Genomic DNA, 23,635 nt, shown 5'->3' on the forward strand with positions numbered 1-23,635 from the left:
CCCTGGCCGGCCGGCTTCCAATGGAGATTGAACCATTGCTGCCGAAATTCGAGGCGGGCACGTCCGTCGCCACACGGCAGGCATCCGGCAAAACACTTGATGCCCTGATGCCGCACCTGCCGCTGGTCATCGGCGGTTCAGCCGACCTGACACCCTCCAACAACACCCGCTTCAAAGGTGCGACAGATTTCCAGAAAAACAATCTCACAGGCCGCTATATCCGCTGCGGCGTCCGCGAACATGCCATGGCCGCCATTATGAACGGCATGGCCGTCAGCGGTCTGATTCGCCCCTACGGCGGCACCTTTATGGTCTTTTCCGATTATATGCGCGGCGCTTTGCGGGCGGCGTGCCTGTCGAAGTATCCTACCATCTTCGTCTTTACGCACGATACGATCGGGCTGGGTGAAGACGGCCCGACCCATCAGCCCGTTGAGCACCTGGCCTCCCTGCGGGCGATTCCCAACCTGCTGGTGATTCGTCCGGCCGATGCCAACGAAACCGCCCAGGCCTGGAAATACACCCTCGAACATCGAGATCAGCCCATCGCGCTGGCCCTCACCCGTCAGGGAGTTCCCGTACTCGACCAGAGCAAATACGCCAGTGCCGCCAATCTGGTCAAAGGGGCTTACGTCCTCATCAAGGATGACCGTCCGGAGGTGCTGCTGCTGGGGGCCGGCTCGGAGGTGCACATCGCCCTTCAGGCCCGCGAGATTCTTGCCGCCGAAGGCATTCGTTCGCAGGTTGTTTCGATGCCCTGCTGGGAGCTCTTCGAACGCCAGCCCGCCGCCTACAAAGAAAGCGTCATCCCTTCCTCGGTCAAAGCACGCATTGGTGTTGAAGCCGGCGTGCGGATGGGCTGGGACCGCTGGATTGGTCCGTGGGGCGAGTTTGTGGGGATGAGCACGTTCGGTGTGTCGGCGCCGTACAAGGTCTGCTACAAAAACTTCGGCATCACGCCGGAGGCCGTCGCCGCCGCCGCTAAAAAATCTCTCGCCGCGGCAAAATAGTAATTCTTCTCGACAATCATAATCAAAAAAAGACCCTGTTTCCCGCAGGGTCTTTTTTTTACTGACAAAGAAGCCATTCGGCTGCGAGGGTTTCCAAATCGGCCAAATCGACCTGCCCGCTCTGATTGCGGTCGGCGCCCATACACCAGTCCGGCCCGGCGCAATCGGCCGAAAGCCAATGTTCCGCCAAAACCGCAAGGCCGTTCATCCCATTGCCCGGCAGGACCCATGTCTGCGGCGGCGTCAGGACATTCAGCACAGCCCCCTGACAGCTGCTGTTGACAATCGTTCCCAGATTCGTGAGGGTACTGACCGTAATTTCGCGCCCGTTCAAATCCAGAACCGCTCCTGACTCAATTGTCAGGTCCGTCGAAGTCGGCAAAGCCAGGTCAGCCCCCATCTTCAGGGTGCCCGCCAGAATGCGTGTAGCCCCGGTGTAGGTGCACGGGCCTGCTAACGTCACCATTCCGGCGCCGCCCTTGGCGAGGTGTCCATCGCCGCTGATTGCCCCGCTGACAATCAAATCCCCCGCCTGCGCAGCCAGCAAATACCGCCTGCCTCCCGCCAGCTGAAGCGGCATCCCAATCGTCTGCATAAAAGGCGACTCGTTGACAATATCCCCCAGCAGCATAATTCGGTTTCCCGAAAGGGTAAAACTTCCCGCCGTATTCAGGAACCGAATCCCGTTGACCTGCTTGTCGGCTGCCAGATTGTTGTTCGCTGCCGTCTGAAGCGTCCCGCCGAACAGCAGATTATCCGCCCCATACGAGGGTACATCCCAGTTGGCAATCTCAGACCAATCTCCGGATACGCCGCCGCCCGTCCACACACGGGCATTCGGCGAGGCCGCCTGCTGGGTAAACCGCCACTGCTGAGCCAGCGTATGAAGCCATCGCCACTGACGCGTGTAAGACCCACTGGTCGAGCCGGCAACCGATACGGCTTTGGCCGTAATCTTATTGAGAATGCGGAAAGAGCTGTCCGTGAGCGGTTCAATCGCCCACTTCTGTGCATCATTGTTCAAGTCCGTCCATTGGCGGATATACTCACCATCCGAAAACGAACCGTTCCGCAAATCGACCGGCAGACTGCTGGCGACATTAACAATTTTCGTATAGCCGTCAAACGTCGGGATAAACCGCCACTTCTGAAGATTCGACCCGTTCCAGTCGGCCAGTGCCAACCGCGTGCCTGAACTGGTATTGGCCACTGAAGCCGGCAGCCCGCCGTACTGCATCTCCATCGAATACATCCCCGCCGGCGTCAGCCAGAAACACTGATGCCCCGGCTGTGACGAATCCCAGCCGCCCACGTCGAGCGAAGCCCCGACCGCATTTTGTGCACCAGCGACCTCCAGCGCCATCGACGTGGCGACATTCAGCATTCGAAAGCCGCGGTTGTTTGTCTGAACAACATACCACCGATGGGCATTGTTTGTGCTGCTGTAAGGCACCAGTTTGACCGGCTTGCCCGGCCCATAAATATTGCTCGGGTTTCCGTCCGGACTAACAACCGCCAACACCTTGCCGTTGGCCAGACAGGTAATTTTATACTGATTGAGCCCCACCCGTGTAAACGTCCAGATTTGGTCCGTCCCGCCCTTCCAGGTGTTCATCTGCACCGTGTCGGTATAGGCATCCGTCGCCTCCAGATAAAGGCCCCCTGCCGGCGCACCCGGGTCCCGGTTCATTCCGCAGACAATCGCATAGTTTCCATCCGGCAGATTCCAGCCGGCCCGCGGCCAGCCGTCATCCCCCCAAATCAGCGTACGAAGCCCGAGCTTGGCTATCCCGTTGTCATCGGCATCATAGAAATGAAATGAGAACATCTCCAGCCCGTCCTGAGCGGTGAAAATCCCGATATGACCCGGCCCGATTTCCCGCCCAACCGAGCCCAGCTCCGGTTTTGGCGAGCCGTCTGTATTGTAATTAGCCGTATAATCCCGTCCCAAAAACAGCGAGCCGGTATCCTGCGTGAGAACATTGATTCCATCCCGGTCGAAATACGGCCCCGTGATATTCGCGGCCCGTGCATAGCGGATAAAATACGTGCTGTTCACGCCCGCACAGCAGCGTTCCTGATTGAAAAACAGATAATAATAGCCGTCCTTATAATAAAGATAAGCTGCCTCAATCCATGCCCGCGCCAGCTGCGTCGGGGTCGTTCCGCTTTTGACCTTGCCGGTAGCAGGGTCTATCTGATAGAGCCAAATACCCCCATATATCCAGCCGTTTGTGCTCGGATGTCCGAATGACCCGGCCGCCAGCCACAGATTGCCGGCCGTGTCAAACAAAAGTGCCGGATCGATGCTCCGCCGATAATCCGTGCACAAACTCGTCCACAAAACAGAACCCTGGTCCACCCAATCTCGATTCAAAATGTTCGAACCAATCGCCAGCCCGCAGACGGATTGTTCCGTACAATTATAGTCATAACACATATTGCGGGAATAATAGAGATAATATAAATCCCCGACTTTAATGATGTCCGGCGCCCACAGATTCCACGGCCCGCTTCCCTCACACGTAGCCAAATAAGATGCCATATAAGGGGGAACACCGCTGGAATAACTGAAAGGCCGAGTACCGGAATACCACGTGACCAAATCTGTTGAATAACGACTTAACAAGTTATTTCCGGTCGAGAAATACCAGTAGCGGCCGTCTTCGTAAATAATTGTGGACGGGTCATGACAAGTAATTGTGCCTGTAATTTCCAGACCATAAGCCGAAGAAAACAAAGAGAGGATGAACAGCAAAGAAAAAAAATGTCGTTTTACTGCTCGGGTGCCTGCTTTGCCTGCCTGCCTTGTCATTTTGCCTGACCCCCCTAAAATAAGGTTTCCATCAATCATATACCAATTATTGTATGAAATTAGACAATTTTTTAGAAAAATGAAAAAGATATACCCTGTCCGGATACAGCATATATAGTTTTTTCTTGTCTTCCTGTTCTCTTTTCCTTATAATTCTCTTTGGATTTGATTATTGGGTTCGGGGGCGTTTGTGAGCACCCTTACAGGCAGGCCGACATGCCAGCAGAACCGCCAGAAAATCCTTTCAGCACCGCAGGGAGTTGAGAATGCAAAAGACCGGCAAGTTGACGGTGTCCATTCTTCTTTTTTCTCTTTTTTCCGCGCAGGCCTTTTCCATCCCCCTGGCTTTTCCGGGAGCGGAGGGGGCCGGGCGTTTTGCCGCTGGCGGACGCGGCGGAACCGTCTATGAAGTCACCAACCTGAACAACAGCGGACCGGGCTCGATTGTCGATGCCGTCAGTCAGCCCAACCGCACGATTGTCTTTCGGGTCTCCGGAACGATTGAACTGGGGGACGTTATCCTGCGGCCCAAGTCCAACACCACCATCGCCGGCCAGACCGCCCCGGGCGACGGCATCTGCATCAAAGGCCGCATCTACCTAAGCAGCGCCGACAACGTCATTATTCGCTACATTCGGGTGCGCGTCGACGCGGGCGGCGCAAATTCCAGCGGGGATGCCATCGACATCGCCGGCGGCAGCAACATCATCATCGACCACGTCAGCGCCTCCTATGCACGGGACGAGACTATCTCCTGTCAGGACGGCTCCAACAACGTCACCGTTCAGTGGTGCATCCTCAGTGAGGCCCTGACCTTCGAAAATCACAGCTACGGTTCTCTGATTCGCGGCCAGTACGGAGAACGGAAATCCTATCACCACAATCTGTATGCCCATAACAAAGGGCGGAATCCCCGTCCGGGCAACTACACCAAAATCGCATCCGACCCGGACGGGCTTTACTTCGACTTCCGCAATAATGTAGTCTATAACTGGTCCGGCACGCATCCGGGTTATAATGCCGACACAGATACAATGAGCCGCTATAACTTCGTCGGCAATGTCTTTATCTGCGGACCTGGCTCCTCCGGAAACAAGGCCTTCAAAGAAGACTGCAAATATGCCTACGCCTACTGGGCCGGCAATGCCCACGGAGCCAATTACAATACCGTTACCATCTATCCCAATCAGTGGGATTTGGTCACATTCAACGGGTTTACATCCGCCGAAATTGATGCCTACAAGGCCCGCTCTTACGAAATTCCTATGGAGCCGGTAACCACCACCTCCGCCTATCAGGCCCTTCAGGACGTCCTGGCTTCCGCCGGAGCCAGTCTGGTCCGCGACCCCGTAGACCAAAGAATTGTCAGCGATGTTATCAACGGCACCGGGTCTTTCGTTTACAATACCCCCCTTCCGACCGACCCGCCGGAGGTGCTGAACCGCTTCTGGCCGCCGCTGGCTTCCGCACCGGCCCCGACAGACAGTGATCACGACGGAATGCCGGACTGCTGGGAAACGGCCAACGGGCTGAATCCCTCCAATCCCGCCGACCGAAATTCCTACACGCTTGACCCGGATTACACAAATCTGGAAGTCTATCTGAACTGGCTGGTGCAGGGCGATACCCAGCCGCCCGCCGCTCCGACGGGACTGACGGCCGCCGCCGGCGAAAATATCGTCCAGCTCGCCTGGAATCCCAATACAGAACCCGACCTGGCCGGCTACAATCTGTATCGCTTTACAGTTTCCGGCAGCGGATACGTCAAACTCAACGGCATCCTCCTGACCAGTCCTGCCTATACGGATACCAATGTGAGCAACGGCACCACCTATTATTATGTAGTTACGGCCGTGGATACATCAGCCAATGAATCCATCCATTCGGTTCAGGTTTCTGCCTCACCGATGGACCTGACGCCCCCGGCGCCGCCGGCCGGTCTGTGGGCACGGATTGAAAACGGTACCGTGCTGCTGGACTGGCTGGACAATACCGAAGCGGATTGGGCCGCCTACAGCGTCTATCGGGCCGTCGGTCCAACAGGGGACTATATCCTCCTGACGAATTCCGGCATAACCGAGTCGGCCTTCCTCGATACCGACGTCTCTGCCGGTCTAACCTATTATTATGCTGTGACGGCAAAGGACATTTACGGCAACGAATCGGATACGCTCTATGAAGTCCCCGTTACAATCAGCACAACGGCAATGGGACGAATCCTGCGGGAAACCTGGACCGGAATCGCCGGCGGCACGGTCAGCCATCTGACCGCCCATCCGCTGTATCCGAACGCTCCGTCCGGGCGCGACTGGCCGGCCAATCTCGAAGGCCCGACCAACTGGGCGGATTCCTATGGGACCCGCATCCGCGGCTATCTGCATCCGCCCGCTTCGGGATGGTACACCTTCTATATCGCCGCCGACAGTGAGGCCCAGCTGCGGCTCAGTACGGACGGCTCGCCGGCCAACGCCGCTCTGATTGCCTCTGTGTCCGGCGGAACCGCCCCGCGTCAATGGGACCAATCCCCCTCGCAGCGGTCTGCTCCGATTTTCCTGACTGCCGAAGGCAAATACTTCATCGAGGTTCTCCACAAAGAAGACAGCGGTTCCGATCATCTGGCTGTCGCCTGGGAAGGCCCCGGGCTGAACCGGCAGGTCATTGCCGGACAGTATCTGTCGCCGTGGTTTGTCGGGCTGTATGGAGACACAAACGCCGATGAGTGGGTCGATATCGACGACCTGCCCGCCTTTGCCTCAGCCTGGCTGGAAACCGACTGCGCCGAAAGCTCCGCCTGGGACCTCAACGGCGACTGTGCCGTGGACCTGTACGAATTCAGCATTCTGGCGGGGAACTGGATGCTCGATATCCATCCGCTTTTGCCGCCGGCGAATCTGACCGCCGAGGCCGATGACGGCGCCGTGCTGCTCGATTGGGATGACAGCGCCGAAGCCTCCGTCATTGGATACAATGTGTACCGTTCGACAACTTCCGGCGGCGGTTATACGAAACTGAATGCTTCCCCGGTTTTGTCCTCCGATTACTTTGACGACAGCGTCCAGAACGGCATCCCGTATTACTATGTTGTGACAGCCGTCAGCAGCGGCGGGGAATCCGCCTTTTCAAACGAGGTGTCGGCTCTGCCCAATCCCCCCAACTCCGTCCTTGTTATTCAGGAAAATGAAGCCGGTTTCTGCGGGGTCGAAGGGGTAATTGAAAACGAACACGCCGGCTACACCGGCAGCGGTTATGCCAATACCGACAATGCCGTCGGCAAGGGCATTACCTACCGCATTCGCATTGCAGCCGGCGGCCTTTATACGTTTGTCTGGCGGTTTGCCAACGGCAGCACAGCCGCCCGTCCGGCCAATCTGCTCATCAACGGCACAGCCGCCGTATCCGGCATCGCCTTTCCGGTGACGGGGGCCTGGACAAGCTGGAGCACAACCGCAGCAGCTCAGGTCTCTTTGCCGGCGGGCACGTACACGGTGCGTCTGGAAGCGACGGCCTCCGGCGGCCTGGCGAACATCGACTCCATGACCGTTACCGGCCCCAACCTCCAGCCCGCTGCCTGCCCATAAAAACAGCATACCCTGCGCCGATCTGCGTCAGGAACCTCCTTGGCGGAAATGCCGCTGGTGCGAAAGCAGAGAAGGCCGTTCAAAAATTCTCCTTTTCTTTGCCGAAGCCCTTGTTTTTTCCCGGATTGCCGATAGAGTAAACGGCATCATCCACAGAAACGAAAGGGCCTGACTATGGCAAAGAAAATCAAACGAATCGCCGTCCTGACCGGCGGCGGCGACTGTCCCGGTCTGAACGCCGTCATCCGCGCCGTCACCAAAACCGCCATCAACAAGTATGGCCTGGAGGTGTACGGGGTCGAAGACGCCTATCTGGGGCTGATTGAAAACCGCATCCGTCCGCTCACTTTTGACGACGTGAGCAACATCCTCACGCTGGGCGGCACGATTCTGGGCTCCTCCAACAAAACCAATCCTTTCGCTTATCCGATGCCCATCGGCAAGACCGTCCGCAATCGCGACGTGTCCGATTTGTGCATCGCCAACCTCGAAAAGCACGGCATCGAGGCGATGATTTGCATCGGCGGAGACGGCACAATGGCCTCCGCCGCCGCCTTTGCCAAAAAGGGCCTGACAGTCATGGGCGTGCCGAAAACCATCGACAACGATGTGTACGGCACGGACCTGACGTTCGGCTTCAACACCGCCGTAACAACCGCCGCCGAGGCTATCGACAAGATTCACACAACCGCCAGTTCGCACCACCGCGTGATGATTGTCGAGGTGATGGGCCGCTATGCAGGCTGGATTGCCCTGCATGCCGGCGCCGCAGGCGGAGCTGATGTGATTCTGATTCCCGAAATTCCCTACGACCTGAACCGCGTGGCGGAAGTCGTCCTGGCCCGTTCGCGCAAAGGCCGCCGCTTCAGCATCATCTCCATCGCCGAAGGCGCCAAACCCAAAGGCGGAAAAATGGTCGTCTTCAAAAAGGAATCCGACAGCCCCGACCCGATTCGGCTGGGCGGCGTCTCGTACGTGCTGGCCGAGCAGCTGTCCAAAATGACGGGGCTGTCCTGCCGCGGCGTCAACCTCGGTCATCTTCAGCGCGGCGGCACCCCCACCCCCTTTGACCGCAACATGGGCACCCAGTTCGGCTATTACGCCCTCGAACTGCTGATGAAGGGGGTCCAAAACCACCTGGTCATCTGGAAAAACGGTTCGCTCGGCTCGATTCCCCTCAGCCGCGCGGCCGGCAAAATCAAAACCGTTCCGCTCAAAGACCCGCTGATTGCCGCCGCCAAAGCCGTCGGAACCAGTTTTGGTGTCTAAAGCAAACCAATATGGCTGCACCGAAAAAGAAACGGCGAATTCTTATCACAGCCGGCGGCACGCGGGAATACATTGACCCGGTCCGCTTTCTGTCTAACGCCGGCAGCGGACAGATGGGCTATGCCCTGGCCCGTGCGGCCCTGCGAGCCGGCCACCATGTAACCCTGATTTCGGCCCCGACGACTCTTAAGCCCCCGGCTCAGGCCGAACTCCTTCGCGTCGTCTCCTGCGAGGATATGTTCCGGGCCGTGAAAGATAAGTTTCCCAAAAGTGATTGCCTGATTATGACGGCGGCCGTGTCGGACTACACACCGGTCAAAAAAGAAAAAACCAAGATGAAAAAGGGCAAGAGAATCCTGACGCTCCGGCTCAAACCGACGCCCGATATCCTGGCCTGGGCGGGCCGGCACAAAAAAAAAGGACAGATTCTGGTCGGGTTCGCCCTCGAGGACAAAAATCTCAAACAAAACGCCGAGCAGAAACTTCTCAAGAAAAATCTTGATTTGATTGTTGCCAACAAACCGGACGCCATCGGCGCCGAGCAGTCCGCCGTCTTCCTGAAAACCCCGTCCGGTCCCTGGCTGGCCCTGCCTTATCAAAGCAAGCAGCGCACCGCCGGCTGCATCATTCGGACAATAGAAAAACTCTTTGCGGCCAATTAATCCGTAATGCCGAGGTCTTCCTTGGTCAGGATGCTTTCGAAGCGATAGCCCGCTTTTTCGATATTTTCACGTGCCCCCTGCTTGCGGTCAATCACACAGACAATCCGGTCCACCCGCGCGCCGGCCTCGGTGATAATTTTGGCCGCTTCGAGCACCTGCCCGCCGGTCGTGGCGATATCCTCCACCAGCAGCACAACATCGCCCGGTTCGAGCCGACCCTCAATCATCTTGCCTGTGCCGTAGTCCTTTTTGCTGTTGCGGATGATGACCCAGGGCCTGCCGCACTCCATCGCGGCCGCCGCCGCCAGCGCCACCCCGCCCAGCTCCGCTCCGGCAATCCGCGTTACCTCCGGCGACAGATGCCTGCAGAACTCTTTTCCCAGCGCCCGCAGGATATCCGGCTGGGTCTCGAACAGATACTTGTCCAGATAATACTTGCTGCGCTTGCCGCTGCGCAGAACAAAATCCCCCTCCAGATACGATGCATCCTTAATCCGCCTGGCCAGCTGATTTTTATCCATTTTTTTCTCTCAGTTTTGTTCCCGGACAATTTCCTGAATCTGCCGCTGCAGTTCCGGTATTTTGTTCACAACAACACCTCAAATGATTTTAAAATTGATTCCAAAATTCTCATGAGTCAGAATATCCCTCAAGCCGGCGATTTTTTGCCATTCTACCCGGCTGTGTGCCTGCCGAACTTCTTTGGGAATCTTTTTGGCTGCTTCTCCGATAATCTGAAGATTCCGCACAACCGCATCCACTACCAGTGAATTCTCACAAAAGGTCTGATATGTCATCCCTTCGGTATAACGGCAAATCTTGTCGGCAGCTTCGAGAATATCCTGCAAATAGATTTTATATTGCCTCGGCATAACGGGCGGCCTTCTTGACATCGGCAAATGCAGGCCGGAGATTTTCCTCTATCACCAAATCGACCCTTTTTCCAAAAAGCTCTTCAAGAAAAAATTTCAGTTCCATGTATTTATCAAAGGTCGGGTCCTCAAAAGAAACCAGAAAATCCAGATCGCTTTCCTCTCCGGCACATCCTTTCAAATAGGACCCGAACAAACCGATACGTGTCACCCCAAATCCGCGAATATGCTCCGCATGATTGTTTAAGGTGCTGACAACTTGTTCCGGTGTGAGTTTTCCCATAACGCTTATTATATCATTCAGCAAAATGTCCGCAACAAGAACCCTTGGCTGTTTTTGAAACTACACCTTCAGCTGAGCGGTATGCTTCAGCTGCCGGCGGTACCGGCGGCGGATAGGACTGACGACCCTGCTAAGGAATTCATCAACCTGCTGCGGAGCCCGACCGATGTACTCCCTCGGGTTGAGCACCCTGCGGAAATCCACTTTGGCAAAGGCCGGGTCGTTCCGGAGCCGCTCCAGCAGGTCGTTTTTCTTTCCGTGCTGCTTGACCTGTGCGGCCGCCGCATGCGAATGCACTCGAATCCGCTCGTGCAGCTCCTGCCGGTTGCCGCCGGCCTTCACGGCCGCCATCAGGATATTTTCCGTCGCCATAAACGGCAGTTCCGCCTCCACATGCGCCGCAATCACCCTCGGATAAACCACCAGTCCGGATGCGACGTTAATCAGAATCTCCAGAATCCCGTCCACGGCCAGAAAACTTTCCGCCAGCACAATCCGGCGGTTGGAGGAATCGTCCAGCGTCCGCTCCAGCCACTGAACCGAGGCGGTCATCGCCGGACTGGCGGCCAGCGACAGCACAAACCGCGCTAAGCCCGTTGCCCGCTCGCACCGCATCGGATTGCGCTTGTACGCCATCGCCGAAGAACCCACCTGCGAGCTCTCAAACGGCTCCTCAATCTCCTTCAGATTAGCCAGCAGGCGGATATCATTGCACATCTTGTGCGCCGACTGCGCAATCGAAGCCAGCACATCCACAATCATCTTGTCGAGCTTTCGCGGATAGGTCTGGCCGGTCACGGCACAGACCTTCGAAAACCCGAAGGCCCCGGCAACCATCTGCTCCAGACGGCGCACCTTGCTGTGGCTGCCGCCGAACAGCGCCAGAAACGACGCCTGTGTGCCGGTCGTGCCTTTAATGCCGCGAAACGGCAGCTCCTGTATCCGCCGCTCCAGTTCCTCCAAATCCATCGCAAAATCATACGCCCACAGCGCCGCCCGCTTGCCGACCGTCGTCAGCTGAGCGGGCTGAAAATGCGTAAACCCAAGCGTCGGAAGCGCCCGATGCTGCCGGGCGAAACGGCCCAGCCGGTCAATCAGACAGGCCAGCTTGCCCGCCAGAATCTCCATCCCGCGGCGCATCAGAATCAGGTCGGCATTGTCCGTAATGTCGCAGCTGGTCGCCCCCAAATGGAGAATCCCGGCGGCCTTCGGCGCGGCATCAGCAAAGGTGTGGATATGCGCCATCACATCGTGCCGCAGCTTCTGCTCATACGCCGCCGCCTTCTTGTAGTCGATATCCTCCAGATGCTGCTGCATCTGGCGAAGCTGGGCCTCGGTAATCTTCAGTCCCAGCTTTTTCTGGGCCCGGGCCAGTTCCAGCCAAAGCCGACGCCATGTACGAAACCGACTGTCCGGCCCGAACAATTCCGCCATCTCCCGCGAGGCATTCCGCTCCACCAGCGGGCTGGTATAAACCGACATCTCTTTTGCCATACTCCTGTTTCCCGTCAATTCTGAAAGTTTGTCCGATTGGTTCTGTCCCGCCGCTTTCACGCATGCAGGATTTTCTCGATTTCCTCCAGCAGCGGCTCCGGCAGCTCTGCATCGGCCGCAGGCACCCAGTCGCGAATCTGTCCTCTCCGGCGGGCCCCGACAATCGCAGAGGTAATTTCCGGCCGCCGCAGCACCCACGCAATCGCCAGTTGGCCGATCGTCAGCCCCGCCTGGGCCGCCACACTCTTGAGCCGCTCGATTTTATCCAGATTGCGGTCAAACAGCGGCGGACGGAAATTCGGGTCCGATACAATCCGATGGTCATCCGGCGGCAATGTCCGCAGGTACTGGGCCGTAAACTTGCCCGTCAGGAGCCCTTTCTGAAGCGGGCTGTAGGCCACGACCCCAATTTTCTTCTTCCCGCAGTACGGCAGAATCTCTTTTTCAATGTCCCGCCTCAGCATACTGTACGGCGGCTGCAGAGACGCCGGCGGGGCAATCTTCGCCAGCCGCTCCAGCAGCGGCACATCGCAGTTGCACACCCCGATATACCGCACCTTGCCCTGCTCAACCAGCCGAACCATCGCCTCCCAACCCTCCTCCACCTGCTCGGCCGGCTGCGGCCAGTGCATCTGATACAAATCAATCACCTCCACCCCCAGCCGCTTCAGACTGGCCTCGCATTCGGCGGCAATACTGTCTGCATCCAGGCAGCTGATTTTCTCCCGGCGCTCATTCCACAAGAGACCGCATTTGGTTGCCACAAACGGACGAGGCCGTATCGACCGCAGTGCTCGGCTCACCATCTCCTCCGAATGCCCGCAGCCGTAAATCGGGGCCGTATCAATCCAGTTGATGCCGCATTCCATCGCCTCCCCAATCGCCTCCAGCGAATCCCGGTCATCCTGCGGCCCCCAGCCGTACTGCCACGGCCCGCCGATTGCCCAGGTCCCCAGCCCGATGACCGTCAGCTCCAAATCCGTCTGTCCAAGCCGCCGCGTTTTCATCCGTCCGCCCTCAATAAGACGCCGAATATCCGATATACAGCCAATTGACCGCCTGTCGAAAGACCGGTGCAAACACGCGCCCCAGCAGCGTCCACACGAGGAAAAATCCCATCAGACGAACCGGCATCACACTCATCAGCATCTGATAATACGTCCGCGCCGGCTCCGGCAGCACCAGCATCATCCAGGCCTGCCCGTCCAGCGGCGCTACCGGCATTATATTGAACAAAAACAGCACCAGATTCAAGCTGAACAAGATGCTCAGCAGCACCGCTATCCCCTGCAGCAGCCCATCCTGCCGGGCCTGGGCGACAGTCATAAACCCGGTACGGTCCGCCGGCCAGAACCACTCCAGCGCCAGCCCCAGCCGAATCGCTCCGGCCGCCGCCAGCACCAAGAGCAGATTGGCCGCCGGCCCGCTCAGCGCCATCCAGGCTGCCCGCTTCGGATACAACCGGGCCCATTCCGCATGATACGGCGTGCCGGCCCAGCCGAGCATCCATCCCCAGGCCGCATACGACAGCCACGGAAAAACAATCATCCCCAGCGGCTCCCGCTTCAGATGCGGCAGCGGATTCAAAGACACCAGCCCTTCCTCCCAGGCCGTCCGGTCCCCCATCCGCCAGGCCGCCAGCGCATGCGCCGCCTCGTGAAAGACCAGCGAGAACAAAAACACCCCATACCAGAGGATGCCCAACACCAGCGTATCTTCCGTCATAACCGGCACTCTCCGAAAAGGGGTTACTCAAGATAAATCATCTTTTTGGTCATCCCGCCGTCGAGAACGAAGTTTTGTCCGGTGATAAACTCCGCCCGTCGGCTGCACAGGTACAGCACCATCTGGGCGATATCCTCCGGTCTGCCGACCCGCCCGGCCGGATGCTGCGCGTGGTCCTCAGGCCGAATCACCCACGGCGACGGCGCCCCGTGCAGATACGCCGTTGTATCAATCCAGCCGGGACTGATGCAGTTGACCCGCACCTGCGGCCCCAGACTGACGGCCAGAGCGTGTGTCAGCGCCACAAGACCCCCTTTGGCTGCCGAATACGCCTCCGTGTTCGGCTCGCTCATCAGCGCCCGCGTGGAGGCGATATTCACAATCGCCTCGCGGGTTTCCTTCAGGGCCGCCGCACAGTGCTTTGCACACAAAAACGCCCCCGACAAATCCGTATCAATCACGCGTCGCCAGTCCTCATAAGACAGTTCCGTGACCGGCCCGTTTCTGGCGACGGCCGCATTGTTCACCAGACAGTCAATCCGTCCGAACCGCTCCAGCGTCCGCCGCACCATCCGCTCCACCGATGCCTCCTCTGAGACATCGGTCTGGATAAACAGCACATTGGGGCTGTTCAAAAAAGCCAGGGCCTTCGGCTCCAGCCGGGCTTCGACCTCCGCCAGCACCGCAGAGGCCCCCGCCTCCAGAAAGGTTTTGGCGATGCAGAGCCCGATTCCCCGCCCCCCGCCGGTAATCACAGCCGTTTTGCCTTGGAATTCTGAATGGTCCATACCTGTTATATACCCGCCTGACGCTCCCAACTCCAGAAGATTCTGGACGACGCCGACCTCATCCGGTACAATCCGCCCCGACTGTCCGTTTTTGAAAAACCTAACAAAACAACGGCTCTATGCCGAAAACACAGAAAGGTCAGACAGTATGAATAAAGCATCCGAACAGTTTCTGCAGAACCTTCTGGAAGCCCCCAGCCCCTCGGGCTATGAACAGCCCGCCGCCAAAGTCTGGCGGGACTATGTCAAACCCTATGCCGACCAGATGATAACCGATGTGCACGGAAACAGCTTCGCCGTCCTGAATCCCGATGCCGAGTTTAAGTTTATGATTACCGGCCATGTGGATGAAATCGGCCTGCTGATTACCCATATCGACGACAAAGGATACCTTTATACCGCGCAAATCGGCGGAATGGACCCTGCCTTGCTTATCGGCCAGCGGGTGCAAATCTGCACCGCCGACGGCCCCGTCCTCGGCGTCATCGGCCGCAAAGCCATCCATCAGATGACCCCCGAAGAACGGAAAAAGGCCGTCGAAATGGAAAACATCTGGGTGGATATCGGCGCCTCCAGCAAAAAAGACGCCCTCAAGCGCGTGGCAATCGGCGACCCGATGGTTATCGATGTCCCCTATCGGCGGCTCAACGGCGACAAAATCGTCTCCCGGGCCACCGATGACAAGGCCGGTGCCTTCGTCGTCGCCGAGGTCATTCGGGCCCTCTCCCGCCGCAAACTGAAAATCTCCGTCATCGGCGTCGCCACAGTCCAGGAGGAAATCGGCCTTCGCGGGGCCATCACCTCCTCGTACAAAATCCATCCGCACGCCGGGATCGCCGTCGATGTCGGCTTTGCCAGCGACCATCCCGACACCGACCCGAAGAAAACCGGCCAGGTCTCCCTCGGCAAAGGCCCCATCCTTCATCGAGGCCCGAATATCAACCCCATCCTCGAAAAAGACCTCTTCAAAGCCGCCAAAGCCCACAAAATCCCGACTCAGGTTACGGCAGAGCCCCGCGGAACCGGCACTGATGCCAACGCGATTCAGCTTTGCCGCGGCGGGGCGGCCGCAGGACTCATCAGCATCCCCAACCGCTATATGCACACACCGGTTGAGGTGATTTCCCTGAAGGATTTGGAGGCATGCATCAAACTTCTGACGGAATTTCTGGCCGCTCATCCCGACCAGCGGGACTATCGGCCCTGACTTCCGGCAGACATTAAGTGGAACGGGCCGCCTCGACGGCGGCTCTAACGTGTCCGACTCTTCATTGAGCCGGCTGTATTCTGCGACCGTCTCCAAAAGCCGCTGCAGAACGGCCCGTCCCTCCACACTCGTTTCCAGCCCTAAAAACTCAATCCCCATCCAAAGGGTGCCGGTCTCTTTGTCCTCCCGAAGATGCCGCAGCTGGCCTTCGACCAAAATCGGCTTCTGGTAGCACAGCGGAGTAAACTGAATCCCAAAAACCTGACCGATAGAAAAGCAATCCCTTTTTTCCAGTCCCGCAATCATCCGCAACCCCCCTGCCGAAAGGTCTGCCAGCTGTCCCTGCCAGTAGCAATCTGCCGGTACTATACCGGCTTTCTCCAGAAACCCCCGGTGCCAAAAAAGAACCTTTATATTCAAATCTTTCGGAACAGACTGCCTTTGATAGGCCCTTCTCGGAATCTTTTCTATCCGATGCGGCCGTTCCAGAAGAACTTTCCCATTTTGACCTTCCAGAACCGCTGAATCGAGCCCCACAATTGTGCTTTCACAAATATATTTCGAAAAATCCATCCGGAAAGACAGACCAACTGGTTGGTTTATTCTTATGTTTTTGGAAATCGTCTGTCCATCTGGGAATGCTTCAATAATTACATTTTGGTCGGCGCATTTCAGGATACTCACACGGACCGTCTGCCAGCGGCCGGAGGCTAAAAAAGTCATAACCCCTGTTTTCTGGTGAAAGGCCGCCAGCGATATGAGATTAACAAGACCACTTCCCTCCAGATATTCTATCTGATTCGTTGAAGTTTCAATGGTCATATTGTATCCCTAATACCCAACTGTAAATTGTTCGCGTATCGTGGGCATATCCAGTTGCTTTCATCGGTCAAAAAAAACAGTTTCTGAAAATCAATCTGCTAAACTCTTGAAAATGCCCCCTTTTCCATTATTACTCCGGCCGAAAGTCCGATAATCCATTCTTCTCTGAAAATCAATTATCCGGTTTCCCGTCTGAATCTTCGATTGAAAACCGCAGGCACCGCCGATAAGATGCCTCCTTATGAAACCAAACAATCTGGACAAAACATCTTTTGCATCCGCCTTTCTGCTGCTGTTGTTTGGCGCAGGATTAGGGTTAGCGATGCTGCTGGTTAAAGCACGTTCAGCCATTCAGCTTTCCGAGCCCATTCTTTTGCCCGGAGAAGGATTGTCTGTTGTGCTGCCGGCCGGCCCCGGCTGGAAAAATCTTACCGAGTGGAGCTACGAACAAGATAACAGTTTCACTCTGGTCGCGACCTATTCAATGCGGGGCAGCCCTCCGTCTGAAGTCCGCTGGCAGTACAAACTGGCCGATCAGCCCCTTGCTCCTCAGGCCCTGCTGGAGCAAATCGCCCGTCAATTCAGCGGCCCCGTCAGTGCCGTCCAGACATTCCAGGGACCGCTGACCTTTGCTCAAATCCAGCTCTTTTCCCGGGCCGAAGGCGAACAAATCCTACTGGCCGCAGCCGTACCGCAGAAAGGCCGCATCCTCCTTCTCCAGCTGAAAAGTTATTCAGAGCATTACGATTTGCCTGACCTCTTCGAACAGCTGGCCGCCCGGGTTCAGTTTCGTCCCGATCCCCGCCGCCAGGTCGGCCGGCAGCTCTTCGAAGACCTGACAAGCCGTCTCTATCCGCAATGGCTGGAAAATCTGCATCAGCGGGCGGAAATCTTTCTTCTGTCTCCGGTTTCCGGCAGACCTATCGGATATTCCAAAACAGCTGCTGTCAAGTCAGAGAAGGACCTTGCGGCTGCTTTCGAACAGGAACAGGTGTTTCGGCAGAACGACTCTCCGCAGTCTGTAAGCCGTTTTGAATCCGCACAAAACCTGTCCGAGTTCCTCTGGACCACCGCCCGCCAGACTCGTCGCGGACCTCTTCAAACTCAGGTGCGACGACTGCCGGACGGCTCCATGCAAATCGAGGATTCTTATCGTCGGCAAACCGTCTGCTGGCCGGCCAAAGAGGCCGTACCCGAGATTCTCCTGCCGCTGGCGGCCCGAGCAATGCTCAATGCAGACGAATCCGAAGCTGTCCTGGACATCATCGCTTCTTTCGGCCAGGTTGTGCCCGTCCTGGTTTCCCGCTCTGAACCCAAAAACAAGACAAATCTTCCGGAACAAACTGAATATGCCGTGAAAGTCCAGTTCCTTCATCATTCGGAAAATTATGAAGAATACTATTTCGATACGAAACAAAACCTGCTGGCCCGGCTGGAGGCCATACCCGGTCAGCCCGCCCGCATCTGGAAAGCCGCCGGCGAAGCCGACCTGCGGCGTTTTAACCCTTCCTTCTCAAAACCGGACCAAATCGTCCTAAAGCAGAGTCCTTCAGGAATGTTCGCTTTACAGAGATAGAAACAAGTTGGAATAAATCTTATGAAGACAACAAATTCCGCAGACTGCCTGATTATCGGGGCCGGACCGGCGGGACTGGGCGCCGCTCTTTACGCCGCCCGCGACCGTTTTAAAACCGTCGTCCTCGAAAAATTCTATCCCGGCGGACAAATCCTCACCACCGACCGCATCGAAAACTACCCCGGTTTTGCTAATATCCCCGGTCCCGACCTGATTCTGAAAATGGTGGAACAGGTCCAGACCTTCGGTGCAGACATCAGAACCAACCAGGAAGTCTTGTCCCTTCAGCGCCGCAGCGACGGCCTCATTGAAGCCCGCACCGAACAGGATGTGTACAACGCCAAAGTGGTCATCCTGGCCCCCGGCAGCTCCTATCGAAAACTGGGTGTGCCCGGCGAAGAGGAGTTTCGTCAGGCCGGTGCCGGCGTCAGCTACTGCGGCACCTGCGATGCCCCCTTCTTCAAGGACAAGGTCGTCGTTGCCGTCGGCGGCGGCAACACGGCCGTGGAGGACACCCTGCACCTGGCCAAATACGCCAAAAAAGTCTATATGGTCCACCGCCGCAGTGAATTCCGCGCCACCAAGGTCCTTGTCGAAGAACTGATGCAGAAGGTCAATCAGAAAGACTCCAACATCACGCTTCGGCTGGATACGGTTGTGACGGAAATTCAGGGTTTCGGCCGGGTCGAACGGGTCCTGCTCAAAAACGTTCGAACCGGTCAGGTCGAACAGCTGCCCTGCGACGGCGTGTTTATCTTCGTGGGAATGGTTCCCAACACAGGTTTCTTGAAAGACTTTGTGGACCTTACGGAGGCGGGCTTTATCCGCTGTGAGCCGGCGTATCTGCGGACTCGTGTCCCGGGCGTCTTTGCCGCCGGCGACTGCCGAATCGGGGCAGCCATGCAGCTGGTCACCGCCGTCGCCGACGGCGTCAACGCCGCTATGTGGATGAAACACTACCTCCGCGACCCCGCCTGGTGGACTCAACCCCTGGCTGAATCACTGTGAGATTCTCAGCAGCGCTTTTGTATGACGCTCGATTCGTGCGAGTACACAGAGAAATACGTACATATCGCAGAAAAAAGACCATGAATACGTCTTTTCAGTTAGGACATGGGCCGTAAAAGCGCTTGATTAAGAAGTCCGTCAGAGGGCTTCCCCCATTCACCATTTTCTGAATACTCTTGAAATCCTTAAATACCAAAACGCTTTTGACATACTGGAATACTGCGTCTCCTTGTTTATTACACATCGAAGGAAGCTTATGGATTCTGTTATTTTGTGATTGTGCTCACAAGCAACATATTTAAAGGGTCTCTGTATTCGGCAGGCCCATTGCCGCGGTGATTCGGTCGAAGTCATCCAGCGAATAGTAATCGATGATAATCCTTCCCCGGTTGCCTTTTCGGCCTGCCTCTATCCGCACTTTGGTCCCCAGAATCGACTCCAGCCGTTTTTCCAAATCCAGTATGTAAGCGGCCTTCTCTTTTTTCTGCGCGTCTTTCTGCGTATCTTTCTGCAGGAGTCGGCGGACCAGGTTTTCCACATCCCGCACACTCAGCCGCCCTGCCATCGCCCGATGCGCCAGCTTCTTTCGAATCTCTTCATCCGGCAAAGCCAGAATCGCCCTGGCATGCCCCATACTCAATTGGTTCTCGATGAGCATTGTCTGGATTTCCTCCGGCAGTTCCAGAAGCCGCAAATAGTTGCTGATAACGGAGCGGTCCTCCCCCAAACGCTGGGCCGCTTCCGTCTGCGTGAGGGAAAAAGTTTGGAGGTAGTTTTTGTAGGCTTTCGCCCGCTCTATCGGATTCAGATCCGTCCGGTGTATATTCTCCACCAAGGCCAGTTCGAGCATCTGTTCATCTGTCGCAGCCCGTATCATCACCGGAACCGTCGAGAGACCGGCTAATTGTGCAGCCCGAAACCGCCGCTCCCCGGCAATAATCTCATAGATTCCTTCTCCAGCCGGCCGAACTAATATCGGCTGAATGATTCCATTCTGCCGAATCGATTCAGCCAAGTCTTTCAGCTCATTCTCATTCCAGAATTGACGCGGCTGGTAAGGATTCGGACGAATCGCCGACAGCGGAAGCTCCGCCTTAGATTTCTCTAACTCCTTGTCTTTTGGAAAGTTATAATCATTTTGCCGAACGATTTCCGTTTCCGGTTCAGCCACATTTTGAGTTATAGGGCCCAACAATGCTTCCAGTCCCCTGCCTAAATGCGGCTTCTTCTGTTTCGAACTGCTCATACTCGCCTCCAATAAATTATCAAAAAGTTTGTCGGCAGTTCTAAAACAGATTCCGCAGAAAATCCAGAAAAAAATGTTTCACGTGAAACAAAAGCGGTAAATAGTTGCAGATTGTTCCACGTGAAACACCGTAAATTCGTGTCTTTTATGGAAGGATATTCGATGCCTTTTGTATTCCGTAAAGTTGGAAAATCATTTGGTCGATTTGTTCCAGATTGGCCTTCGGGATGACAAGCGTAGGATAATCCAGTTCAAACTCAATGACATGGAAGGGGGAGTCCGAAGCAGCCGTTAAAGCCCTTGCCAGATCAGACATCTCTTGAATTTCAACTCCATTACAAGTTTTGACAACAATCCGTCCGAGGTTTTGATAGCCCAAATTGATTTCCGCAGGCAGAACATAACTCAAAACAACGATTTCTTTCCTACCGGCAGGGGGATTCATCGATAGATTTCTGTAATAGTGCAGCAGGTGCGGCGGAACCTTTCCCTGCCAGTTTTCCCCCCACAGGCGCAGATAATCAAGCGTCAGCTTTTGGAAAACATACCCGCCTGTAATAAAATATTCCGGCTGCTTACCGTATTCCTGGTAGGGGACCAGCATTTCTGATGAGTCAAATCGAGTACTTTTCGTTTGGAGCTCGATTTTTTGTCCGTCTCGAAACAACGTAAAGGAAATTGGTTCCCCAACCCGATGAAGCGTGATAAGATGTTCGTAAGAAATGTCCTCATAAAGAGCGTGCTTATACTTCCCAAAAGCATCAATGGCCTTGCCGTCTATTGCAAGCAAAACATCTCCGTCTTTAAGAATATCGCTTCCCGTTCCTTTCGAATAGACAAAAGAAACGTAACACCCATCTTTCATTTCTACCGGCATCTTAAGATACCTGCGTACAGAAGGGTCCGTCAAATCAAAGGTTTCAAATCCAGGTGTACCATATCCTATATATTCTGTATCCTTTTGTGCTTCTTTTAAAAACATATTCACCGTTTGACCGGGAATAACGGCAACCTCCGTTTCGGAACTGGAAAAGGCAATTCCGTATGCCGTTCCTGAACGATCCGTAAAAACCTCTCCGCGGGAGGTTTGTCTGGAAGTGCTTGATAAAACAAAAGTTAGAATTCTTTGATACGATGTGGGGCCGTTGCGAACCACGGCCCTGTCTAAAAATCCCCTCGAATTCTTCACTGCGGCTTCTGAAGAAAGCCATTGACCCTTCAGCTCAAGGCCTCTCTGAAACGATTCCCCAAATGTCACAGGCGAAAGGGAAATGCCGCTTTTTTCATCAAGTTTCAGTAGGCAAAGGTCCAAATCATAATCAATGGTCTTGATTGACGCAGGGATAAACTCCGGACTTCGACTGGTTTTCACCTGAATCACAGAAGCATAAGTAAACGGCTCCGCGATCGTTACTACCTCAGAAGGGCCCACAGCCGTGCCGTAACAGATTTCCGTCTGCGAAGCCGAACGCTTCCACGGCTGCAGGACATCATACCTGCTGCTCGATACCTGAATAAAAACAAGGGAATCCTTGGCATCGAAAATCTGCTTCCCGTTTTCGGTTATTCGAGCCGTTTGCCGGCAGGAAAAACAAAGTCCAATAACACCAATGCTGAAGAGGGAAAAAAAGGCTTTTTTCATAACGTCGGCTCCGGCAGGGGACTGACAGGTACATCGTATTTTTCGAGGATTTCCAGATGTTTTTGACGGGCCTTGACGGCATCAATTACCATCGGCGTCGGATTGCCCAAAAACTTCAGGACCCAAAAACCGTTTACATCCGTAGCGAAGGCCTTGTCCAAATCGTCTAACTCCTTTATCGGAAATCCGTTAACCGTTTCAAGCGGCTGATGAACAAAGCCGCCCACGTACGTCGTCAGCTCATCCGGCAGAATGTCGGACAGGACGACGTATTCCTTCCGCGACGGGTCATCGTTCAGATTCTGAACTTCATAAAATAAATAGCGGAGGTAGAAGGGGATATCTGTAATCCAGTTTCGCCCCCACGATTCAAGATAATTGCGGTTCAGAGATACAAACGTCAGTCCCGCAAAGCACTTATACTTCGGCTGCACATCAAACTGCCGACGAAACGTCAGCACGGGTTCATTATAATTGACCTTAATGGCGGCCTTCTGTTCAACCCCGTCGCGGTAAAAGACAACTTCAATGGTTTCGCCGATTTGTTTCTGCTCGACGGCCTCGGACATATCGAGCATCAGGCCGTAAATCCGAATCATCCCATCATTATCAATATCAAAATCGCCGATTTTGGTCAGGACATCGTTTTTCTGCAAGATTCCGGAGGCGGTGCTGTTTAGTACGGTATCGAGAATCACAACACCCTGGCGGTCTTTGGGAACCTTTAAGTATTGTTTCAGCCAGGGGTTATGAAGACCCTCGAAGGTGAGGATGCCTAAGGACCCAAATCCGTCGTACCGGCCGTCTTCGATGTCTTTCAGGAAGTGTTCAATGACGGGGGTTGGGATCATAAATCCTATATTTTCCGCCATTTGCAGCCCTTGGAAAGCCACGCCGACGACTTTGCCGTCCTGAAGGACCGGTCCGCCGGAGTTGCCGGGGTTGATGGCGGCGTCGGTCTGGATAAGCAGGTGCGAATCGGCCTGCGTATGACTGTAAATGCCTGTTTCAATGCGAGATACGACACCTTCGGTGATGGAGACTGTCCGGCCGCCCAGCGGAAACCCGCACGTCTGCACGGTGGAATTGACCGCCGGCAGGGGGCCGAACTCCAGCGGAATCATATCATCGTAAAACGTGGGGTCATAAACGGTTAAGACGGCCAGGTCGCAGTCGTGGCCGACAAACTCCACCCGGGCGGGGTAGCGTTTGGCGACATTCTGCTTCTGGATTTCTATATACCTGTAATTGCTGACGTTGTGGGCATTGGTGAGGATGCGTCGGCCGGTTATCACAAACCCCGAACCGCTCCCGCGGGACATCTGGGTCTTCTTCCAGGGGTTGACGTAGTCGAAGTCCTGCTGCACGATGGTAATCTGCACGACGGACTTTTCGTACGTGTTTTGCTGCGAGAAGACCGGCACGGTGAACAAAGACAAACCGACAAGCAAAGCAGCCGCTGCGTTTATTGCATTCATCTCTGATTCTTTCACAGAATGGAATAATCCTTACTTGTGTCGGGACATATTGTACCGGCAGGACAGAGCACGGGAAACAGATTTTCGAAAAGATTGACGGAAACTAAACGAGGAATACATAGGAGCTGACGGAAAAGGGGGCATTTCTATTTTTAATTTC

18 protein-coding genes are annotated in these 23,635 nt (G+C 55.5%); 7 read left to right on the plus strand and 11 right to left on the minus strand.

What is annotated here, in order from left to right; genetic code table 11:
• A partial coding sequence (locus tag PKY88_11105; protein ID HOQ05749.1) for a transketolase C-terminal domain-containing protein occupies positions 1 to 1,010 on the plus strand: 1,010 nt, incomplete at its 5' end.
• A 58-nt stretch (positions 1,011 to 1,068) separates the two neighbouring features.
• Here PKY88_11105 and PKY88_11110 read toward each other — a convergent pair.
• On the minus strand, positions 1,069 to 3,825 hold the full coding sequence (locus PKY88_11110) for a family 43 glycosylhydrolase (protein HOQ05750.1): 2,757 nt from the start codon (positions 3,823 to 3,825) through the stop codon (positions 1,069 to 1,071).
• Positions 3,826 to 4,091: 266 nt separating this feature from the next.
• On the opposite strand from PKY88_11110, the gene PKY88_11115 reads away from it, so the two are divergent.
• The 3 genes from PKY88_11115 (at position 4,092) to PKY88_11125 (ending at position 9,334) form a co-directional block, all read left to right on the plus strand.
• Positions 4,092 to 7,403, plus strand: a complete 3,312-nt coding sequence (locus tag PKY88_11115; protein HOQ05751.1) for a carbohydrate-binding protein — start codon at positions 4,092 to 4,094, stop codon at positions 7,401 to 7,403.
• A 174-nt stretch (positions 7,404 to 7,577) separates the two neighbouring features.
• Positions 7,578 to 8,672 carry an ATP-dependent 6-phosphofructokinase gene (locus PKY88_11120; protein HOQ05752.1) on the plus strand — a complete coding sequence of 365 codons (1,095 nt, stop codon included), beginning with the start codon at positions 7,578 to 7,580 and terminating at the stop codon, positions 8,670 to 8,672.
• A gap of 11 nt (positions 8,673 to 8,683) precedes the next feature.
• Positions 8,684 to 9,334, plus strand: coding sequence for a phosphopantothenoylcysteine decarboxylase (locus PKY88_11125; GenBank protein HOQ05753.1), 651 nt, complete (start codon positions 8,684 to 8,686; stop codon positions 9,332 to 9,334).
• On the opposite strand, the gene pyrE is transcribed toward PKY88_11125, so the two are convergent.
• From pyrE to PKY88_11160, 7 genes are all read right to left on the minus strand, one after another.
• Entirely contained in the window at positions 9,331 to 9,855 is a 525-nt protein-coding gene (gene pyrE / locus PKY88_11130; GenBank protein HOQ05754.1) for an orotate phosphoribosyltransferase, read from the minus strand. The two genes, PKY88_11125 and pyrE, sit on opposite strands and share 4 nt — an antisense overlap.
• A gap of 78 nt (positions 9,856 to 9,933) precedes the next feature.
• Positions 9,934 to 10,206: a DUF86 domain-containing protein gene (locus PKY88_11135; protein HOQ05755.1), complete on the minus strand. Its 273-nt coding sequence runs from the start codon at positions 10,204 to 10,206 to the stop codon at positions 9,934 to 9,936.
• A complete protein-coding gene (locus tag PKY88_11140) occupies positions 10,190 to 10,489 on the minus strand; it encodes a nucleotidyltransferase domain-containing protein (GenBank protein ID HOQ05756.1) in 300 nt (99 codons plus the stop codon). Before PKY88_11140 ends, PKY88_11135 begins: the two co-directional genes overlap by 17 nt.
• Before the next feature lie 60 nt (positions 10,490 to 10,549).
• Positions 10,550 to 11,983 (minus strand): adenylosuccinate lyase, encoded by a 1,434-nt coding sequence (gene purB, locus PKY88_11145; GenBank protein ID HOQ05757.1) that lies wholly within the window; start codon positions 11,981 to 11,983, stop codon positions 10,550 to 10,552.
• Positions 11,984 to 12,039: 56 nt separating this feature from the next.
• Entirely contained in the window at positions 12,040 to 12,990 is a 951-nt protein-coding gene (locus tag PKY88_11150) for an aldo/keto reductase (GenBank protein ID HOQ05758.1), read from the minus strand.
• 10 nt (positions 12,991 to 13,000) lie between these two features.
• The gene (locus tag PKY88_11155; GenBank protein ID HOQ05759.1) at positions 13,001 to 13,708 is read right to left on the minus strand and encodes a site-2 protease family protein; all 708 of its coding nucleotides are present in this window, start codon (positions 13,706 to 13,708) and stop codon (positions 13,001 to 13,003) included.
• 23 nt (positions 13,709 to 13,731) lie between these two features.
• A complete protein-coding gene (locus PKY88_11160) occupies positions 13,732 to 14,496 on the minus strand; it encodes an SDR family oxidoreductase (GenBank protein ID HOQ05760.1) in 765 nt (254 codons plus the stop codon).
• A 148-nt stretch (positions 14,497 to 14,644) separates the two neighbouring features.
• Between PKY88_11160 and PKY88_11165 the strand changes: the two genes are divergently transcribed.
• From PKY88_11165 to PKY88_11175, 3 genes are all read left to right on the plus strand, one after another.
• On the plus strand, positions 14,645 to 15,703 hold the full coding sequence (locus PKY88_11165) for a M42 family metallopeptidase (protein HOQ05761.1): 1,059 nt from the start codon (positions 14,645 to 14,647) through the stop codon (positions 15,701 to 15,703).
• A 1,063-nt stretch (positions 15,704 to 16,766) separates the two neighbouring features.
• Positions 16,767 to 18,101, plus strand: a complete 1,335-nt coding sequence (locus tag PKY88_11170) for a hypothetical protein (protein HOQ05762.1) — start codon at positions 16,767 to 16,769, stop codon at positions 18,099 to 18,101.
• Between the two features lie 21 nt (positions 18,102 to 18,122).
• Positions 18,123 to 19,109 carry an FAD-dependent oxidoreductase gene (locus tag PKY88_11175; protein ID HOQ05763.1) on the plus strand — a complete coding sequence of 329 codons (987 nt, stop codon included), beginning with the start codon at positions 18,123 to 18,125 and terminating at the stop codon, positions 19,107 to 19,109.
• A gap of 298 nt (positions 19,110 to 19,407) precedes the next feature.
• Here the strand turns inward: PKY88_11175 and PKY88_11180 are convergent, their stop codons facing one another.
• The 3 genes from PKY88_11180 to PKY88_11190 form a co-directional block, all read right to left on the minus strand.
• The gene (locus PKY88_11180; protein HOQ05764.1) at positions 19,408 to 20,355 is read right to left on the minus strand and encodes a ParB/RepB/Spo0J family partition protein; all 948 of its coding nucleotides are present in this window, start codon (positions 20,353 to 20,355) and stop codon (positions 19,408 to 19,410) included.
• Positions 20,356 to 20,500: 145 nt separating this feature from the next.
• Complete coding sequence (locus tag PKY88_11185; GenBank protein HOQ05765.1) at positions 20,501 to 21,337, minus strand: hypothetical protein; 837 nt, start codon at positions 21,335 to 21,337, stop codon at positions 20,501 to 20,503.
• 656 nt (positions 21,338 to 21,993) lie between these two features.
• A complete protein-coding gene (locus tag PKY88_11190; protein ID HOQ05766.1) occupies positions 21,994 to 23,475 on the minus strand; it encodes a trypsin-like peptidase domain-containing protein in 1,482 nt (493 codons plus the stop codon).
• Between the last annotated feature and the right edge of the window lie 160 nt (positions 23,476 to 23,635).

Source organism: Anaerohalosphaeraceae bacterium, assembly GCA_035378985.1.
GTDB lineage: Bacteria > Planctomycetota > Phycisphaerae > Sedimentisphaerales > Anaerohalosphaeraceae > JAHDQI01.

Bases quoted from the DNA above. Each gene is read 5' to 3' on its own strand.
- PKY88_11110 (HOQ05750.1), bottom strand. From the start codon at position 3,825: ATGACAAGGCAGGCAGGCAAAGCAGGCACCCGAGCAGTAAAACGACAT.
- PKY88_11115 (HOQ05751.1), top strand. From the start codon at position 4,092: ATGCAAAAGACCGGCAAGTTGACGGTGTCCATTCTTCTTTTTTCTCTT.
- PKY88_11120 (HOQ05752.1), top strand. From the start codon at position 7,578: ATGGCAAAGAAAATCAAACGAATCGCCGTCCTGACCGGCGGCGGCGAC.
- PKY88_11125 (HOQ05753.1), top strand. From the start codon at position 8,684: ATGGCTGCACCGAAAAAGAAACGGCGAATTCTTATCACAGCCGGCGGC.
- pyrE (HOQ05754.1), bottom strand. From the start codon at position 9,855: ATGGATAAAAATCAGCTGGCCAGGCGGATTAAGGATGCATCGTATCTG.
- PKY88_11135 (HOQ05755.1), bottom strand. From the start codon at position 10,206: ATGCCGAGGCAATATAAAATCTATTTGCAGGATATTCTCGAAGCTGCC.
- PKY88_11140 (HOQ05756.1), bottom strand. From the start codon at position 10,489: ATGGGAAAACTCACACCGGAACAAGTTGTCAGCACCTTAAACAATCAT.
- purB (HOQ05757.1), bottom strand. From the start codon at position 11,983: ATGGCAAAAGAGATGTCGGTTTATACCAGCCCGCTGGTGGAGCGGAAT.
- PKY88_11150 (HOQ05758.1), bottom strand. From the start codon at position 12,990: ATGAAAACGCGGCGGCTTGGACAGACGGATTTGGAGCTGACGGTCATC.
- PKY88_11155 (HOQ05759.1), bottom strand. From the start codon at position 13,708: ATGACGGAAGATACGCTGGTGTTGGGCATCCTCTGGTATGGGGTGTTT.
- PKY88_11160 (HOQ05760.1), bottom strand. From the start codon at position 14,496: ATGGACCATTCAGAATTCCAAGGCAAAACGGCTGTGATTACCGGCGGG.
- PKY88_11165 (HOQ05761.1), top strand. From the start codon at position 14,645: ATGAATAAAGCATCCGAACAGTTTCTGCAGAACCTTCTGGAAGCCCCC.
- PKY88_11170 (HOQ05762.1), top strand. From the start codon at position 16,767: ATGAAACCAAACAATCTGGACAAAACATCTTTTGCATCCGCCTTTCTG.
- PKY88_11175 (HOQ05763.1), top strand. From the start codon at position 18,123: ATGAAGACAACAAATTCCGCAGACTGCCTGATTATCGGGGCCGGACCG.
- PKY88_11180 (HOQ05764.1), bottom strand. From the start codon at position 20,355: ATGAGCAGTTCGAAACAGAAGAAGCCGCATTTAGGCAGGGGACTGGAA.
- PKY88_11185 (HOQ05765.1), bottom strand. From the start codon at position 21,337: ATGTTTTTAAAAGAAGCACAAAAGGATACAGAATATATAGGATATGGT.
- PKY88_11190 (HOQ05766.1), bottom strand. From the start codon at position 23,475: ATGAATGCAATAAACGCAGCGGCTGCTTTGCTTGTCGGTTTGTCTTTG.